The organism is Halobacillus rhizosphaerae, assembly GCF_046719735.1.
Classification (GTDB): domain Bacteria; phylum Bacillota; class Bacilli; order Bacillales; family Halobacillaceae; genus Halobacillus_B; species Halobacillus_B rhizosphaerae.
This window is the reverse complement of record NZ_JAUTWQ010000020.1, coordinates 64,371-82,338: the sequence shown is the minus strand read 5'-3', so window position 1 is coordinate 82,338 and position 17,968 is coordinate 64,371. Positions and strand designations below refer to the sequence as shown.

Below are 17,968 nucleotides of genomic sequence, written 5' to 3'. Positions count from 1 at the left end.
AATGTGATGAAAAAGGAATTTGCCGTAATTGGACTCGGCCGGTTTGGCGGGAGCATTTGCAGAGAGTTAGCTAGAGAGGGGATGGAAGTACTTGCCCTCGATCTTGATGAAGATAAAGTGAATGAATATAAAGAAATTGCAGCCCATGCTGTGATCGCTGATTCAACAGATGAAAATGTTCTGAGAGAACTGGGGTTAAGAAATATCGATCATGTGATTGTGGCAATAGGCGACAATATTCAATCGAGTATCTTAACAACGCTTATGCTTAAGGAACTAGGAATTAAAACCATTACCGTGAAGGCACAGAATGACTATCACGAAAAAGTATTAACTAAAATTGGTGCAGACCATGTAGTGCATCCAGAGCGTGATATGGGTAAACGAATCGCGCACAATATAATTTCCAACAATATCTTAGATTATATCGAACTTTCAGATGATCATAGTGTGGTCGAGGTAAAGGCAGGCTCGAAAATGAGCGGTCAAACTCTTGTAGATTTAGATATCCGTGCCCACTACGGCTGTAACGTAGTAGCCATTAAGAGAGATAAAGATGTGATTGTATCTCCTATGGCTACGGAAGAAATCCGCGAGAGTGATGTATTAATAGTAATCGGGGCAGATAAAGACATCAGCCGGTTCGAGAAAAACCTTGTGGTTGAAGATTAACCTCCATCATTCCTCCTACTTTTTAAAGTAGGGGGTTTTTTACGGTTTACTAGGGTAAAAATAAGGAAATAAAGAAGTCTATAGACCAAAATAATATACTCTTATTTCTGAAAGGATGAGCAGTAATGTTTGAACAAAGAACCGGAGAATTTCTAACCCAGCAATTAATTGATTGGGGAGTTAATCATATTTATGGTTTACCTGGAGATTCCATTAATGAATTTATTGAGGATTTACGAACCAGGCAGGATGAAATGAAGTTTATCCAAGTACGGCATGAAGAAACCGGAGCTTTGGCAGCAGCCGCGTACGGTAAATTGACAGGCAAGCTGGGAGTTTGTTTATCCATTGCAGGGCCAGGAGCCATTCATTTATTAAATGGACTCTATGATGCTCGGGAAGACCATGCGCCTGTCCTGGCTATTGTCGGGCAAGTGCGCAGTGAAGAAGTAGGCACAGATGCCTTTCAGGAGATTAATTTAGAGCGTATGTTTGATGATGTAGCGGTTTTCAACAAACGGGTAGAAACTGAAGCTCAGCTTCCCGATATACTTAATCAGGCAATTCGTGAAGCCTATGCTAACAAAGGCGTGTCTGTACTGGTCGTACCTGATGATCTATTCGCGAAAAAACAGAAACAGCAAACACGCCTTACGGCTAATTCCTATTATAAACCGTCTATGATGCCTGCGGATGCTCAGTTGAACGAGGCACGACAATTAATTGAGAATGCAGAAAAACCAGTGATCCTTGCAGGGAAAGGAACTGTGGATGCTCGAAATGAACTGCTGGCTTTTGCTGAAAAAATGGGAGCCCCTATTGTACTTAGCCTTCTGGCTAAAGGTGTAATACCCGACCACCATCCTTACTGTCTCGGACAGCATGGACAGATTGGTACTAAACCGGCTTATCATGCTATCAAAGAATCTGACCTCATCTTACTCGTTGGAACCCAGTTTCCTTATCGAGACTTTTTACCCGATAATGTAAAGGCCATTCAAATTGATAACAAGCCAGAGAATCTTGGAAGATACTATCCGATAACTGTCGGCTTACCAGGAGACGCCAAAGAGACCATGACTGCTTTAACGAAGCTTCTTTCTCCGGCTGTATCTAAAGATTTTCTAGAAAAATGCCAGGAGAATATGAACCAATGGTGGATTTCTTTACAAAAAGAAAAGCGCGAAAAGAAATCTCCGCTTCATGCTCCTCAAGTGATGTATCAGCTTGAACAGATGTTGGAGCCTAATGCGATCGTTTCCGCCGATGTTGGGAATGTAACCGTTTGGGTTACTCGCTTTCTGCCTTTTGTTGACCAGCGATTAGTAATATCAGGGTCATTAGCTACTATGGGCAGCGGACTACCTGGTGCGATTGCCGCACAATTTGCGTACCCCGACAAGCAAGTCATTGGTATATGCGGCGATGGTGGATTCTCTATGGTTATGCATGATTTTGTAACCGCAGTAAAATATAACCTTCCTATTAAAATGATCGTGCTGAACAATAGTAAAATTGGGATGATTAAATTTGAGCAAGAGCAAATGGGACACTTAAATTATGAAACAGACCTTGGAGAAGTGGACTTTGCTAAATTTGCAGAATCATGTGGAGGAGAAGGTTACCGAATTGAAGGACCAGAGGAGTTAGAGACTAAAATGAAGCAGGCTTTTGTATCAGATAAACCTGTATTGATCGATGTTGTCATGGAAGATCAAGCTCCGTTGCCTGGTCATATTGGATATCAGTCAGCGGTTAATTATTCCAGCTATATCATTAAAAATTTCTTTGAAACAGGTTCAATGGATTTACCGGACATGAAGAAAGCAATTAAAAGACTTAAGTAAAAGAAAAAACCCCGCCGCGGCGGGGTTTTTTTATAATCATACTTCCATAATAATTGGAAGTATCATTGGACGTCTTTTCGTCTTTTCGAATAAGAATGGCGCAATTGTATCAGTGATTTCATTTTTAATTTCCGACCACTGAGTCGTTCTGCGTTCCATTACTTTATCAACATGGGATCTAACAAGTTTCTGGGCTTCTTTAATAAGGTCTTCAGATTCTCTCATGTAAACAAAGCCTCTAGAGATAATATCTGGACCGGAAGCAATCTTGAATTCCTTCATGTTGATGCTGACTACGACAATGACGAGACCTTCTTCTGAAAGAATTCTACGATCTCTTAGTACGATGTTTCCAATGTCGCCAATTCCACTGCCGTCTACATAGACAGAACCAGATGGAATTTTCCCGGCAACCATGGCCTCATCTTTACCTAGTGCCAGTACGTCGCCATTATCCATAACAAAACAGTTCCCAGGATCTATATCACAATCCTGACTTAAATTAGCATGTTCTTTCAGCATTCTGTACTCACCGTGGATGGGCATGAAGAACTTCGGCTGAATCAAACGAAGCATCAGTTTCATTTCTTCCTGGCTTCCATGCCCGGAAGTATGGATATCGTTTAATGGACCGTGGATGACATCTGCTCCTGCACGGTACAATTTATTAATTGTGCGGCTCACACTGATTGTGTTACCAGGGATTGGGGAAGAAGAAAACACAACAGTGTCGCCAGGCATAATTTGAATTTGTCGGTGCGTACCATTGGCTATCCGGGATAGAGCAGCCATAGGTTCACCTTGAGAACCCGTGCATAAGATCACAACTTCATGGGCAGGAAGTCGATTAATTTGCTGGGCGTCAATAAATGTGTCTTTAGGGGCGCGTATATATCCAAGCTCTTGTCCGATAGTCATGGAAGCTTCCATACTACGTCCAAATACTGCCACTTTGCGGTTATTCCTTACAGCTGCTTCAACGACTTGCTGTAAACGGTGAATATTTGAAGCAAAGGTGGCAAATATTAAACGGCCATTAACACGGGTGAAGATATCTTGGATACTTTGTCCAACCACTCGTTCAGACTTAGTAAAACCAGGGACTTCACTGTTCGTACTATCTGATAAGAGAGCAAGCACGCCCTCTTTACCAATCTCAGCCATTTTAGCAATATTGGCAGGCTCTCCGACAGGGGTGAAATCAAATTTAAAGTCCCCTGTATGCACAATATTACCTGGTGGGGTCTTAACCACAATCCCGTAAGAATCGGGGATACTATGAGTGGTTCGGAAGAAGGATACTGACGTTTTACGAAATTTAATCACGTCATCTTCTCCAATAATATGCATTTTGGTATTACGCAGTAAACCGTGTTCATCTAGTTTGTTGCGCAGAAGACCTGCGGCCAGTTTACCAGCATAGATCGGGATATTTATCTCGCGTAATAGATAAGGAATACCGCCAATGTGGTCTTCGTGACCGTGGGTAATGAATAAACCTTTAATCTTATCCTGATTTTGAACTAAATAGGTATAATCCGGTATAACGTAGTCTATTCCTAAAAGTTCGTCTTCAGGGAATTTGATACCTGCATCGATGAGGATGATTTCGTCCTGAAATTGAACGCCGTATGTGTTTTTACCAATTTCTCCTAGTCCGCCAAGAGCGAACACAGCAGTCTGGTCATTTTTTACAAACTTCATCCGTTACACGTTCTCCAGTGAAAAATCTTCAGATTGCTGTTCATAAGCCAAGTGATCCTCATCTAACACCTGGATATACTCAATATTAAATCCTTTGTCGGCCAGTTTTTCGCGTACGTTTCTCTCTGTTTCCGCTTCTACGTACATGGCCTCTGTACGTTCGCGAACAGGAACCTCTTTAGCGAGTTCCTGATACAATACTTTAAAAATCATTACTCTATCTCTCCTAACTAGATATAATTTCCACATTCTTGTCCTGTCAATAATAATAGCACGTTTAATTACCGGATGGTAATGATATAAGTGGTTGAAGCTGCCATTTTACCAGCAAGCTGAATATATTACGCGTAAGTTTTTCGTTCCATTAATTTTTTCCAACGTTTCCTGAGCTTTCTTCGCAGACGCTTCATCATGGGGCACCCATCTCCTTTCAACGATGAAGAAAACTACAAAAACGTTAAACCGCCCAATCCCTGTTACTCTTAGTATAATACGGTTTGGAAAAGAATGAAACATTTACATTACAGAATTTATGTTTTTATCCTTTGTTGTTCTTCTCAAACCTATCCACTCGTGCTAAAGTATAGCCAATTGCATCAATCTTTAAATCAAAAATAAAAGTTTCACCATCGTTTTAAATAGTTAGGCAACCGAAGAAAATGGAGGAAAATGTATATGAATAAAAAGATCGCGTTTTTTGATATTGATGGCACCTTGCTTAATCACCAGAAGGAATTGCCAGTTGAAACTATTCAGGTTATTAAGGAACTTCAGAAATCAGGCGTATATTGTGCTATTGCAACTGGACGTGCGCCTTTTATGTTCAAAGATATAAGGGAGACTCTTAATATTGAATCGTATGTCAGTTTTAATGGCCAATATGTAGTGTTCGAAGGCCGCCCTGTATATAAAAATCCATTATCCATCGACCATTTGAAAATTTTATTTTCAGAAGCTCAAAAGAATAATCATCCGATGGTATTTATGAATCACGAGGAAATGAAAGCTTCACATTCTGAACAACATTATATAAATGAAAGTTTAGGTTCGCTTCATTTTTCTTATCCTGAAATTGATTCCACATTTTATAATAAGACAGACCTCTATCAATCGCTGCTTTTCTGTGAGGGGGATGAAATAGAAGAATATCGCAAACTGAACCTTGATTTTGATTACATTCGCTGGCATCAGTTTTCCTGTGATGTTCTGCCTAAAGGCGGTTCGAAGGCAGAGGGGATTAAACAAATGATTGAATCGGCTGGAGTAGCTTTAGAGGATACTTATGCATTCGGTGACGGTCTCAACGATATTGAGATGATTCGTGAGGCAGGGACCGGTGTTGCCATGGGAAATGCTGTGCCGGAAACAAAAGCGGTCAGTGATTATGTCACAGCTGATGTGAATGAAGGTGGACTAGTCAAAGCCATCAAAGAGCTAGGATTACTTGATAACGAATATATAAAGTAATCGCGGAGTTCAGGCAGAACTGATAGATGGTCTCAGCAGTAAACATCATACATTAATAAATAGAATGAACCCGAACCTAAATGGATAGGTTCGGGTTCATTATTGGAAATTATGATCTTTCGCTATTAACGGTCAACTGGTTTTGCTCCGTCAGGTTCTTTAAACGGCTGATCTTTATTAATGTGATCGTAAAACATAATGCCATGTAAGTGATCAATTTCATGCTGAAATACAATGGCCGCATAGTCCTTCAACCTTAGCTTTAAGTCATTGCCTTCTAAGTCGGTCGCTCTAACGGTGATCCTTCGATATCTTGGTACGTATCCAGGAACTTCCCGATCGACAGATAAACAGCCTTCTCCTGTAGATAGATAAGTCTTTTCTACAGAATGACTAACAATCTTTGGGTTAAGTAAACCGTAGCTGTAAAGACGGTCATTCAAGTCGGTGAAGTGCACAGCAAGCATTCTCTTATTTACATTAATTTGCGGAGCAGCTAAGCCCACACCCGGTCTCAACCCGTACCGGTCGCACATTTGTTCATCTTGACTGTTCTTTAAATACTCAAGCATATTTTTAAGTGTATCTCTATCCTCATCTGCAGGGGGAAGTGTTACTTCATCTGTAACTTTTCTTAATGCCGGATGCCCTTCCCTTACAATATCTTCCATCGTAATCATCTTATCCATCCTTTCATCCATAAAACATCTGCCAACAAGTTTAACATATGTTTGCTGTAGAGATAGCAAATAAAAACCTTCAATGTAATGGAAACATAAGTAAGAGAATTCTCTTTCAATTTTTTTTTATATATTATACTATGAAAGAGATCACGAAATACATAAGAAGTATTGTGACAGGTTATAAGGGGGAAAATTGTGTGCAGTTTCGTCGTTTATTGCTGGGGCTCCTTGCACTAGCGGTTTTTACATTATCCGCTTGTTCTGGCAAGTCAGCCCAGGAAGAGATTTATGATCATTTAGAGAAAGCAGTAAGTTTAGAGGACGGTTTCCGTGAACAACAGGATCCATTGGTTGACTTAGAAAACAAAGAGAATAAATTATACAATCAAATCATTGATTTAAGCATGGATAAGTTCGATAAAATTAAAGACTTATCTAAACAAGCAAGTGAAATTGTAGATAAAAGAAAAGAAAAGCTTGAACTTGAAAAGGAAAGCATCGATGCCGCTAAAGAAGAATTTGATAAGATCAAACCGCTTATCAGCGAAATAGATGAAGACACGAAAGATGCCAAAGAAAAAGCGAAAGACCTCTATAAGACGATGCAGGACAGGTATGATGCTTACCAGAACCTTTATTCTTCCTATAAGGATTCGCTCAAACTTGATTCAGAACTTTATGATATGCTCCAAAATAAAGATCTAAAGGAAGAAGATTTACAGAAGCAAATACAGAAAATAAATAGTAACTATGATAAAGTTACCCAGGCAAATAAGAAGTTTAATCAATATACAGAGGAATATAATCAGTTAAAGAAGGATTTCTATAAATCGGCCGGAATGAAAGTATCTTATGAGGAATCTTCGAGTAAGAGTGAAAAGAATAAATAATATTTCTACCGTGAAAATTGCATAAGAACCGTTCTGAATAACCATTCTTAAAGGGATGGTTATTTTTATTTGCATGTAAAAATAAAACGCAGTAAAATTAATACAGGCTTAAAAATTAATTGATACAGTCTTGGGAGAATCTTGAGGTCGTTTTGTTTAATATTCTTCCATTTACAGTCATTCATTTAAGTATATGGATTATTATATACGAAGTAATTGACGAAAGTTGTCGTTTTGAGCTAAACTACAAAGAGGAACTAGATTGTACCATTATTTTTTGCTATTTAAATGTAACAGTTTTGATAATAATCTTGCTTATGATTAACAAAGATGTGTACAGGGTAAAACGTAAAGAGCAAATCGGTACAGTTTTTTTGCAGATTTGGGAAAGCTACTCACAGCATCCATTTTTTAAAGTAGAAAGGAAGAGGTGAACGATTTTGAAACGAACACTTGAGAACATTGAAAATCAGTTCGAAATGTTTCAAATCCTGAATGAAAAAGGCGAAGTTGTAAATGAAGATGCCATGCCTGATCTTTCAGATGATGATTTAAAAGAAATTATGCGCCGCATGGTCTATACAAGAATTCTTGACCAGCGTTCTATTGCATTGAACCGTCAAGGAAGGTTAGGGTTCTATGCTCCAACAGCTGGACAGGAAGCCTCTCAGCTGGGAAGTCAATTTGCTTTAGAGAAAGAGGACTTTATTCTTCCAGGATATCGTGATGTTCCTCAGATTATCTGGCACGGTCTTCCACTCTATCAAGCCTTCTTATTCTCCAAAGGACACTTTAAAGGGAATCAAATGCCTGAAGGCGTGAACGCGGTCAGCCCGCAGATTATTATCGGTGCTCAAATCACCCAGGCAGCCGGAGTCGGCCTTGGGCTTAAAAAGCGCGGAAAAAATGCTGTAGCTATCACGTATACAGGGGATGGCGGAGCTTCCCAAGGGGACTTCTATGAAGGTCTTAACTTTGCAGGAGCTTTTAAAGCACAAACGATTTTTGTCGTTCAAAATAACCGTTTTGCTATCTCAGTTCCAGTTGAAAAGCAATCTGCAGCACAAACAATTGCTCAGAAAGCAGTAGCTGCCGGAATTGAAGGCATTCAAGTTGATGGTATGGACGTTCTTGCTGTGTATGCAGCTACTAAAGAAGCTCGTGAGCGAGCGATTGATGGAGAAGGTCCAAGCTTAATCGAAACACTTACTTATCGTTATGGACCTCACACACTTGCTGGTGATGATCCTACACGTTACCGTACAGAAGACATGGATAATGAATGGGAACAAAAAGATCCAATCGTTCGTTTCCGTACGTTCCTTGAAAATAAAGATCTTTGGTCTGAAGAAGAAGAAAATGAAGTCGTTGAACAAGCGAAAAAAGATGTTAAAGCAGCTATCAAAGAAGCTGACAATACACCTAAACAAAAAGTAACAGACCTCATTTCTCTTATGTACGAAGAACTTCCATCCAACCTACAAGAACAAATGGAAGAATATAAGGAAAAGGAGTCGAAGTAAATCATGGCACAAATGACAATGATTCAAGCCATTACAGACGCAATGCGCACAGAACTTAAAAATGACGAAAACGTGCTGGTTTACGGCGAAGACGTCGGTAAGAACGGCGGGGTTTTCCGTGCAACGGAAGGTCTTCAGGATGAATTTGGTGAAGATCGTGTATTTGATACACCACTAGCTGAATCCGCAATTGGCGGAATGTCCATAGGTCTAGCCCTTCAAGATTTCCGACCAGTACCTGAAATCCAGTTCTTTGGTTTCGTTTACGAAGTTATGGATGCGATTAATGGACAAATGGCACGTTACCGTTACCGTTCAGGAAACAGCCGTCAAATGCCAATCACTGTACGTTCCCCATTTGGAGGAGGCGTTCACACACCAGAACTTCACGCTGACAGTCTTGAAGGATTAATGGCACAACAGCCAGGTCTTAAAGTAGTTATTCCATCTACACCTTATGATGCAAAAGGTTTGTTAATTCAATCTATTCGTGACAATGACCCAGTCATTTTCCTTGAGCACATGAAACTTTACCGTTCTTTCCGTGGGGAAGTTCCAGAAGAGGAGTACACCATCGAACTAGGTAAAGCTGATGTAAAACGTGAAGGTACTGATGTAACCCTAGTTGCTTATGGTGCTATGGTTCATTCCTGCCTGAAAGCAGCTGATCAACTGGAAGAGGACGGAATTAGCGCTGAAGTTATTGACCTGCGCACAGTCAGTCCAGTCGATTACGAAACAATCCTTGAGTCAGTGAAGAAGACAAATCGTGCTGTAGTAGTGCAGGAAGCTCAAAAACAAGCTGGTATTGCTGCAAACGTAGTAGCTGAAATTCAAGAAAAAGCGATTCTGCATCTTGAAGCTCCAGTTCTTCGTGTTACAGCACCAGATACAGTCTTTGCATTCTCATCTGCAGAAGAAGCTTGGCTGCCAAATAACAACACGATCGTTGAAAAAGTAAACACCGTATTAAACTTTTAATTAAACCTAAATATAGGAGGTAATGACCTTGGCGTTTGAATTTAAATTGCCTGATATAGGTGAAGGTATTCATGAAGGTGAAATCGCAAAATGGTTCGTCAAACAAGGCGACGAGGTAAAAGAAGACGACGTGCTTTGCGAAGTGCAAAACGACAAAGCAGTTGTTGAAATTCCCTCTCCTGTAGACGGTACTGTTAAAGATGTTCATGTTGATGAAGGTGAAACCACAACAGTAGGCGAAGTAATCATTACTTTTGATGCAGAAGGCTATGAGTCTGATGAGAGTTCTGAAGATAGTTCTGATGATAAAAGTGATGATAAAAAAGAAGCAAAAGAAGAGGACTCTGCTAAAGAGGAATCTAAACAAGACAGTGGTAAAGATGAAAAAGAAGATAAAAAAGAGCAAAAACCAGCAGCCCAAACGGAGGAAGCAGATGTTGATGAAGATAAACGTGTAATTGCGATGCCATCTGTCCGTAAATTTGCTCGTGATAACGACGTAGATGTTCGCAAAGTACAAGGTTCTGGTAAAAACGGCCGCATTCTTAAGGACGACATCGAAAGCTTTATGAATGGCGACCAAGCTCAAGAAGCAGAAAGCGGAGAAGAGAAACAGGAAGAGGCTTCTTCAGCACAATCCGTGCCTGCTCAAGGCGAAGCTTATCCTGAAACTCGTGAGAAAATGAGTGGTATGCGGAAAGCAATCGCAAAAGCGATGGTAAATTCCAAGCATACTGCACCGCACGTTACGCTTATGGATGAAGTGGATGTTTCCGAACTTGTCACTCACCGTAAGAAATTCAAAGCTGTTGCCGCAGAACAAGAGATCAAACTGACTTATCTTCCATATGTAGTTAAAGCGTTAGTTTCAACTCTTAAGAAATTCCCAGTGTTGAACACTTCTCTTGACGACAGCACGGATGAAATTGTTCAGAAGCATTATTATAATATTGGTATTGCTGCAGATACAGACAAAGGACTTCTTGTACCAGTAGTCAAAGATGCAGATCGAAAATCAATCTTCTCTATATCCAGTGAAGTAAATGATTTGGCTGTTAAAGCTCGTGATGGTAAGCTGTCCTCGGAAGAGATGAAAGGTGCATCTACAACCATTACTAATATCGGTTCAGCAGGTGGGCAATGGTTTACGCCAGTTATTAACCACCCTGAAGTAGCCATTCTTGGTATTGGCCGCATTGCAGAAAAACCGGTAGTGCGTGATGGAGAAATAGTCGTAGCTCCAGTCCTTGCAATTTCATTAAGCTTTGACCATCGTATGATTGATGGTGCAACCGCACAGCATGCAATGAATAACATCAAGCGTTTACTGAACGATCCACAACTAATTATGATGGAGGCGTAAAGTATGGTAGTAGGAGATTTCCCAATTGAACTAGATACGTTAGTCGTAGGAGCGGGCCCTGGCGGTTATGTAGCTGCCATCCGCGCCGCTCAAACAGGTCAGAAAGTTACAATTGTAGATAAAGGCAACTTAGGCGGAGTATGTTTAAACGTCGGATGTGTCCCTTCTAAAGCCTTAATTCAAGCGGGTCACCGTTTTGAACATGCAAAAGGTTCTGAAGATATGGGGATTCAATCAGAAAATACTACGGTTGATTTTTCTAAAGTACAAGAATGGAAAGGCGGCGTAGTTAATAAATTAACTGGCGGCGTTGAAGGTCTGCTTAAAGCAAATAAAGTAGATATCGTTAAAGGTGAAGTTTACTTTGTAGACAAAAATTCTGTACGAGTTATGGATGAAAAGAACTCTCAGACTTATACTTTCAATAACTGTATTATTGCTACAGGGTCTCGTCCAATCGAGCTTCCAACCTTTAAATTCTCAGATCGTGTTCTAGATTCTACTGGAGCGCTTTCTCTTAAAGAAGTTCCTAAGAAAATGGTAGTCATTGGCGGCGGATATATTGGTACAGAGCTGGGAACAGCTTATGCTAACTTCGACACTGAAGTCACTATTCTTGAAGGAACTAAGGACATCCTAGGCGGTTTTGAAAAACAAATGTCTTCTGTTGTTAAAAAACGCTTAAAGAAAAAAGGTGTAGAAGTAGTAACAGAAGCGATGGCTCAAGGTGTGGAAGAAACCAAAGATGGTGTTACGGTTAAGTATGAAGTTAAAGGCGAAGAAAAGTCTATAGAAGCTGATTACGTACTCGTAACAGTCGGCCGACGTCCAAATACGGATGAAATTGGACTTGAAGAGCTTGGTCTTGATATTAGCGATAAAGGAATTATCCAAATTGATAAACAATGCCGTACAAGCATTGATAACATCTTCGCTATTGGTGATATCGTTGATGGACCGCCACTTGCTCACAAAGCTTCTTATGAAGGAAAAATTGCTGCTGAGGTTATCGGTGGCGAAAAATCAGAAATAGATTACTTGGGAATCCCAGCAGTTGTCTTCTCTGATCCTGAACTGGCGACAGTAGGTCATTCTGAAGCATCCGCTAAGGAAGCTGGTTATGATGTGAAAGCATCTAAATTCCCATTCGGCGCAAACGGTCGTGCACTATCTCTTAACGACAGTGATGGTTTCTTAAAACTAATCACTCGTAAAGAAGATGACCTAGTTATCGGTGCTCAAATTGCCGGTCCTAATGCAAGTGATATGATTGCAGAATTAGGCTTAGCTATCGAAGCAGGTATGACTGCGGAGGATCTTGCTTTGACTATTCACGCTCACCCAACATTAGGAGAAATCACCATGGAAGCAGCAGAAGTTGCTATGGGACAACCGATTCACATTAGTAAATAATAGAATATTCTTTTCAACCCCCTGAACGGAGTTCAGGGGGTTTCTTTCTTGTAAAGAGATATTATCTATCTACAATATTTTTTGTATGGAATTTAGGATGAATACCACGCCCTTTCTCTACCTTCTCTGTTCTTTCTTTTTGTCATTAGGAGACTTCTCCGAGGCTACCCGATGTGTCATCTATTAATGTTTTAAGCCACTTTTCTCTATTTTACTCCTCCTCCGTTCAATGGAATTTTTCTTAAAAGCTTTCTGAGTAATTAGATCTATAATTAGTATCTTTCTTTTGTTCATATTACAAAAACACTCTTTCATTTTATGCAATAATGACTAAATTCAGAAAATTACATAGATTTTACGTGAGATTTGCGTTACCATAAAAAACAGATTTAAATTGTATACAATCCAAGGATACAATGGTGGGGGTAAAAATGACTAACAAGAAAAGAAATGAAGAAATGGCCTACGAGAAGTTAAAGCGTGCAATCATGCTGAAGCGGCTGATTCCAGGTCAAAGGGTTACCGAAGAGTGGGTCAGTAAGGAACTAAAGATGAGCCGCACACCGATTCGTTCGGCATTCAAACGGTTGGAAAATGAAAATCTCATAGAATTAGTACCTAATAAGGGGGCGGTTGTACACAATCCTTCGAATAAGGAATTAGAGGACGTTTTTAATTTACGTATTGTTCTAGAAAGTTATGCTGCAAAACTTGCAATTCCAAAGTTAACAGAGCGAGACTTGGTTGTTCTAAATGAACTTATGGAACAAGAGTTAGAGTCCTATCAAGAGAGAGATTTTGAAGAGTTTATGCGAGTAAATGGAGAGATTCATGCTTATCCAGCAAAAATTGCTGATAATAAATTTCTTTTACGAGAAGTGGAAACTTTAAATCAATGGGCTGATTGCTATTTAATTTTGCGAGATGAATTTTACTCTATGCCATTAGAAGATGTTAAATCGATTCCTGAGCATAAAGCGATTATTTCAAAGCTGAGAGAGAGAGATGCGGACGGGGTGGAAGAAGCCATCCGTAAACACATGTTGTCTACGCTAAGTGATTTGTCAGAGCGTTCATCTATTTTTAATTAATAAAAGGAGTGATCTTATGTTGTCTAACCATGCTTCCATTAACACGAATGTCCCGGGTCCGAAAGCGAGTGAACTGTTGGAGCGTCGCCATAAAGTCGTCCCTAATGCAGTCAGCTACGGTGTACCAACTTTCGCTGCTAAGGCGGAAGGAGCAAAGGTTACCGACGTGGATGGAAACACGTTCATTGATTTTGCTGGGGCAATTGGAACCATTAATGTTGGTCATTGCCATCCAAAAGTGAAAGAAGCTTTACACGACCAAGTTGAGCGATTTATTCATACAGGATTTAACGTAATGATGTATGAGCCTTACGTGGCTTTAGCTGAGAAACTGGCGCAACTAGCACCAGGTAAGCACGAAAAGAAGGTACTGCTGCAAAACAGCGGGGCAGAAGCAGTAGAAAATGCCGTGAAAGTAGCACGGAAATACACGGGGAGACAGGCTATTGTAACTTTTGCTAATTCCTTCCACGGCCGCACGCTTATGACGATGTCAATGACGAGTAAAGTCAAGCCTTACAAGTATGAATTTGGGCCATTCGCGCCAGAAGTTTACAAAGCGCCGTTTCCATATACTTATCGCCGTCCTAAGGAAATGAGTGAGAAGGCATATATTGACTTTATGATTGATCAATTCAACGATTTTCTGTTAAAAGAAGTGGCTCCAGAAACTATTGCGGCGGTGTTCATGGAGCCAGTCCAAGGAGAAGGAGGATTTATCGTTCCCGACAAAAAGTTCGTTCATGCGGTTAAACAGCTATGTGAACAGCACGGAATACTGTTTGTTGCAGATGAAATTCAAACGGGGTTCGGCCGAACAGGTAATTATTTTGCCTCCGAGCACTTTGATATTACTCCAGATTTGATTACAGTGTCTAAATCGCTCGGAGCAGGCATGCCAATCAGTGGGGTTATTGGCCGACAAGCGATCATGGATGCTGCTGGTGCTGGTGAATTAGGTGGTACATATAGTGGAAATCCTGTTGCTTGTCAGGCTGCATTAGCTGCCATTGAAGTTATTAAAGAAGAGCAATTGAATCAGCGAGCAGTTGAAATCGGGCAAGTGGTCAAGGAAAGATTTAATCAGTTAGCCGAAGAAGTTGAGTGTATCGGGGATGTGCGTGGACTTGGAGCCATGGTTGCGATTGAAATTGTAAGTGATCCTGTCAATAAAACACCGGCAAAATTGCTTGCTGCAGAGATGATCTCCATGGCTCAAAAGAATGGACTGCTTGTGCTCGGAGCGGGAGTGTATGGGAATGTGATTCGTTTCTTAATGCCGTTAGTGATAACAGATGAAGAGTTAGAGGAAGGGATAACTATCCTAGAGAAATCCATTGCAACGGTTTGGCAAAAAAATACTGAATTTTCAGTATAAAACAGGGGGAATTTTCTCATGAAGGAAAAAAAGTTAAAGAAGGTCTTATCGTCATTTGATCTGCTGTTTCTCGCGTTAGGTGCCATGCTCGGATGGGGATGGGTGGTGTTATCAGGCACTTGGCTCACATCAGCTGGATCTTTCGGAACTGTGATTGCTTTTGTCATTGGTGGGTTATTGGTCATTTGTGTAGGATTAAACTACGCAGAGTTAGCCTCTGCCATGCCGAAAGTGGGCGGGGAGCATGAATATGTCCACCGCGCTTTAGGGAATAACTGTTCTTTTGTTGCTTCATGGGCGATCACCCTCGGTTATGTCTCGGTTGCAACTTTCGAAGCCGTAGCCCTTCCTACAGTTATCGATTACTTAATGCCCGACTATCAAACAGGTTATCTATGGACTATTGCCGGTTGGGATGTCAACTTAAACTGGGTTCTGATTGGATCAATTGGTGCGATTATTATTACAGCAATCAATTATATTGGTTTAAAGCAAGCGGCAGTCTTGCAAACCGTATTTACTTTGATGATTGTAGGGGTCGGGCTGCTCCTCATTTTCGGAGCGGGTTTTTTAGGAGATACGGCAAATTTATCTCCAGCTTTCACTGGAGGCTTGGGCGGCATGATGACGGTTTTAGTGATGGTTCCTTTTCTATTTGTCGGTTTTGACGTCATTCCTCAAGTGGCAGAAGAAGCAAACCTGCCGAGGAGAAGCATTGGTAAATTCTTAATTATCTCTGTAGTAGCCGCTATTATCTTTTACTTAGCTGTAGCATTGGGTGTTGCCTTAGGTTTAAATCCACGACAATTAGATGGTACAGAATTAGCTACCGCAGATGCGATGGCTCAATTGTTTGGATCTGGTCTTTTTGCGAAAATCTTAATCCTTGGTGGTGTAGCAGGGATCATTACAAGCTGGAATTCTTTCATAATTGGAGGAAGCCGAGTATTGTACGCGATGGCTGAATCTGGAATGCTTCCGGCATGGTTCGGCTACCTACATCCTAAGTATAAAACGCCATCGAATTCCGTTTTGTTTATTGGAATCTTGTCCATGCTTGCTCCGCTCCTAGGAAGATCAGCTTTAGTTTGGATCGTAGACGCAGGTGGGCTGGGTATCGTAGTTGCTTATTTCCTGGTTGCCCTTTCATTCATTGTCTTGAGAAAAAAGGAACCAAATATGGAGCGGCCATTCCGTGTAGCGAAGTCTCCTATTTACGGATACCTTGCACTCGCTCTCAGTTTTGGATTTATTATCATCTATCTGCCAGGGATGCCTGCCGCTCTCGTTTGGCCATATGAATGGATCATGGTTGCTGCCTGGGCTCTAGGAGGTGTTTACTTTTTCATTCGAATGAAAAATGGAGCCTATCTAGAAAAGATTTCAGGTCAAAAAGAGGCCCTGTAGAAAGGAATGGTAGACGATGGATTTATTTATTAATGGAAAGAAAAAGCGCACGGACCATATATTTAATGTGGTGAACCCGTTCAACCTGGAAGTACTGGCCAGTGTACCTGATGCAGGTGAAAAAGAAGCAAAACTTGCTGTAGATGCTGCCTGCGATGCCTTTCTTAAATGGAAAGAAACAACCGCGTATGAACGGGCAGATTTTTTGTGGCGGTGGTACGAATTAATTGAAGAACACAAGCAGGAACTTGCAGAACTCATGACCAAAGAGCAAGGCAAGCCTTTAAAGGAAGCTATTGGTGAAATCGGCTATGCGAACAGCTTTATTTCTTGGTATGCAGAAGAAGGAAAACGAATTTATGGTGAAACAATTCCTGCATCCAGTCGTGAAAAACGGATTCTCGTTGAGAAGCAGCCAGTTGGAGTCATGGCAGCGATTACCCCATGGAATTTTCCAGCAGCCATGATCACTAGAAAAGTTGCACCTGCCTTAGCAGCAGGCTGTACCGTCCTTATTAAACCGGCTGAACAAACACCACTCACAGCTTTACGATTAGTAGAACTCGCTCACGAAGCAGGGGCACCTGATGGTATTATAAATATTGTTACAGGTAATGCGGCTGAGATCAGTGATGTCTGGCTATCTGATTCCAGAGTGCGAAAGTTATCGTTTACAGGGTCAACCGACGTCGGAAAGCTATTAATGAAAAAGTCAGCCGATACGATGAAAAAAATCTTGCTAGAGCTGGGCGGACAAGCTCCATTCATTGTCTTAAAAGACGCGGATCTAGATAAAGCGGTTGCAGGGGCGGTAGCTTCTAAGTTTCGCAATGCAGGCCAGACGTGCATCTGCGCTAATCGATTCTATGTCCACGAATCCATCATTAAGCCGTTTACCGAGAAATTGAAAGCAGCTGTACAAAATTTAAAAGTAGGGGATGGTCTTGATCCAGAAACGAGTATCGGCCCCCTTATAGATGAAGGAGGTTATAAAAAGGTTCAGCTTCACATTCAGGATGCCATCGAAAATGGTGCGGAGTTAGTAGTGGGGGGGAATGCAACAAAGGAAAATGGGTATTTTGTTGATCCAGCCATTTTACTCCACACAACAGATCAAATGTTATGTATGAGGGAAGAAACGTTTGGACCTGTTTTACCAGTCACCTCATTCACAGACGAAGAAGATGCCATTCAACGCGCGAATGCATCCCCGTTTGGACTAGCGAGTTATCTCTATACCGAAAACCTTAGCAAGGCTCTGCGTTTAGTAGAAAAGCTTGACTATGGCATTGTCGGCTTAAATGATGGAGCTCCTTCTTCTGCCCAGGCCCCTTTCGGTGGGTTTAAAGAGAGTGGATTAGGACGAGAAGGCGGCCATTTCGGAATTGAAGAATACTTGGAAACGAAATATATTTCCATCGGCATTTAAATTCCAATAGACTCCATTTAGCTATTTTTTCCTTAGATTAGTGGAGTCCAAACCATATATTCTTGTGAAGAATGGAGGGTGCCTGTCTCTTAAAAAATTTAACTGCAGCACTACATGGAT

The 17,968-nt window shown here is 41.0% G+C and carries 15 protein-coding genes; 12 read left to right on the top strand and 3 right to left on the bottom strand.

What is annotated here, in order from left to right; genetic code table 11:
• The first annotated feature begins 6 nt into the window (after positions 1 to 6).
• On the top strand, positions 7 to 672 hold the full coding sequence (locus Q7A53_RS17695; RefSeq protein ID WP_411790519.1) for a potassium channel family protein: 666 nt from the start codon (positions 7 to 9) through the stop codon (positions 670 to 672).
• 125 nt (positions 673 to 797) lie between these two features.
• Entirely contained in the window at positions 798 to 2,519 is a 1,722-nt protein-coding gene (locus Q7A53_RS17690) for a pyruvate oxidase (RefSeq protein WP_411790518.1), read from the top strand.
• Between the two features lie 36 nt (positions 2,520 to 2,555).
• On the opposite strand, the gene rnjA is transcribed toward Q7A53_RS17690, so the two are convergent.
• Together rnjA and Q7A53_RS17680 are read right to left on the bottom strand one after the other, a co-directional pair.
• The gene (rnjA, locus tag Q7A53_RS17685; protein ID WP_411790517.1) at positions 2,556 to 4,223 is read right to left on the bottom strand and encodes a ribonuclease J1; all 1,668 of its coding nucleotides are present in this window, start codon (positions 4,221 to 4,223) and stop codon (positions 2,556 to 2,558) included.
• Between the two features lie 3 nt (positions 4,224 to 4,226).
• Complete coding sequence (locus Q7A53_RS17680) at positions 4,227 to 4,436, bottom strand: DNA-dependent RNA polymerase subunit epsilon (protein ID WP_411790516.1); 210 nt, start codon at positions 4,434 to 4,436, stop codon at positions 4,227 to 4,229.
• 462 nt (positions 4,437 to 4,898) lie between these two features.
• Here Q7A53_RS17680 and Q7A53_RS17675 point away from each other — a divergent pair, with 462 nt between their 5' ends.
• The gene (locus Q7A53_RS17675) at positions 4,899 to 5,690 is read left to right on the top strand and encodes a Cof-type HAD-IIB family hydrolase (protein WP_411790515.1); all 792 of its coding nucleotides are present in this window, start codon (positions 4,899 to 4,901) and stop codon (positions 5,688 to 5,690) included.
• Positions 5,691 to 5,815: 125 nt separating this feature from the next.
• On the opposite strand, the gene def is transcribed toward Q7A53_RS17675, so the two are convergent.
• Positions 5,816 to 6,370 (bottom strand): peptide deformylase, encoded by a 555-nt coding sequence (gene def / locus Q7A53_RS17670; RefSeq protein ID WP_411790532.1) that lies wholly within the window; start codon positions 6,368 to 6,370, stop codon positions 5,816 to 5,818.
• Positions 6,371 to 6,570: 200 nt separating this feature from the next.
• On the opposite strand from def, the gene Q7A53_RS17665 reads away from it, so the two are divergent.
• The 9 genes from Q7A53_RS17665 to Q7A53_RS17625 all read left to right on the top strand — a co-directional run bounded on the left by Q7A53_RS17665 (position 6,571) and on the right by Q7A53_RS17625 (position 17,848).
• Positions 6,571 to 7,263, top strand: coding sequence for a YkyA family protein (locus tag Q7A53_RS17665; protein WP_411790514.1), 693 nt, complete (start codon positions 6,571 to 6,573; stop codon positions 7,261 to 7,263).
• Positions 7,264 to 7,703: 440 nt separating this feature from the next.
• Positions 7,704 to 8,786 (top strand): pyruvate dehydrogenase (acetyl-transferring) E1 component subunit alpha, encoded by a 1,083-nt coding sequence (gene pdhA / locus Q7A53_RS17660; RefSeq protein ID WP_411790513.1) that lies wholly within the window; start codon positions 7,704 to 7,706, stop codon positions 8,784 to 8,786.
• A gap of 3 nt (positions 8,787 to 8,789) precedes the next feature.
• Positions 8,790 to 9,767, top strand: coding sequence for an alpha-ketoacid dehydrogenase subunit beta (locus Q7A53_RS17655; protein WP_411790512.1), 978 nt, complete (start codon positions 8,790 to 8,792; stop codon positions 9,765 to 9,767).
• 28 nt (positions 9,768 to 9,795) lie between these two features.
• Positions 9,796 to 11,130, top strand: a complete 1,335-nt coding sequence (locus Q7A53_RS17650; protein WP_411790531.1) for a dihydrolipoamide acetyltransferase family protein — start codon at positions 9,796 to 9,798, stop codon at positions 11,128 to 11,130.
• A gap of 3 nt (positions 11,131 to 11,133) precedes the next feature.
• Positions 11,134 to 12,543, top strand: coding sequence for a dihydrolipoyl dehydrogenase (lpdA, locus tag Q7A53_RS17645; protein WP_411790511.1), 1,410 nt, complete (start codon positions 11,134 to 11,136; stop codon positions 12,541 to 12,543).
• Between the two features lie 431 nt (positions 12,544 to 12,974).
• Positions 12,975 to 13,634, top strand: coding sequence for a GntR family transcriptional regulator (locus tag Q7A53_RS17640; RefSeq protein WP_411790510.1), 660 nt, complete (start codon positions 12,975 to 12,977; stop codon positions 13,632 to 13,634).
• A 16-nt stretch (positions 13,635 to 13,650) separates the two neighbouring features.
• The gene (gabT, locus tag Q7A53_RS17635) at positions 13,651 to 15,012 is read left to right on the top strand and encodes a 4-aminobutyrate--2-oxoglutarate transaminase (RefSeq protein WP_411790509.1); all 1,362 of its coding nucleotides are present in this window, start codon (positions 13,651 to 13,653) and stop codon (positions 15,010 to 15,012) included.
• Between the two features lie 18 nt (positions 15,013 to 15,030).
• The gene (locus Q7A53_RS17630) at positions 15,031 to 16,419 is read left to right on the top strand and encodes an APC family permease (RefSeq protein WP_411790508.1); all 1,389 of its coding nucleotides are present in this window, start codon (positions 15,031 to 15,033) and stop codon (positions 16,417 to 16,419) included.
• 16 nt (positions 16,420 to 16,435) lie between these two features.
• The gene (locus tag Q7A53_RS17625) at positions 16,436 to 17,848 is read left to right on the top strand and encodes an NAD-dependent succinate-semialdehyde dehydrogenase (RefSeq protein ID WP_411790507.1); all 1,413 of its coding nucleotides are present in this window, start codon (positions 16,436 to 16,438) and stop codon (positions 17,846 to 17,848) included.
• Positions 17,849 to 17,968 lie beyond the last annotated feature (120 nt).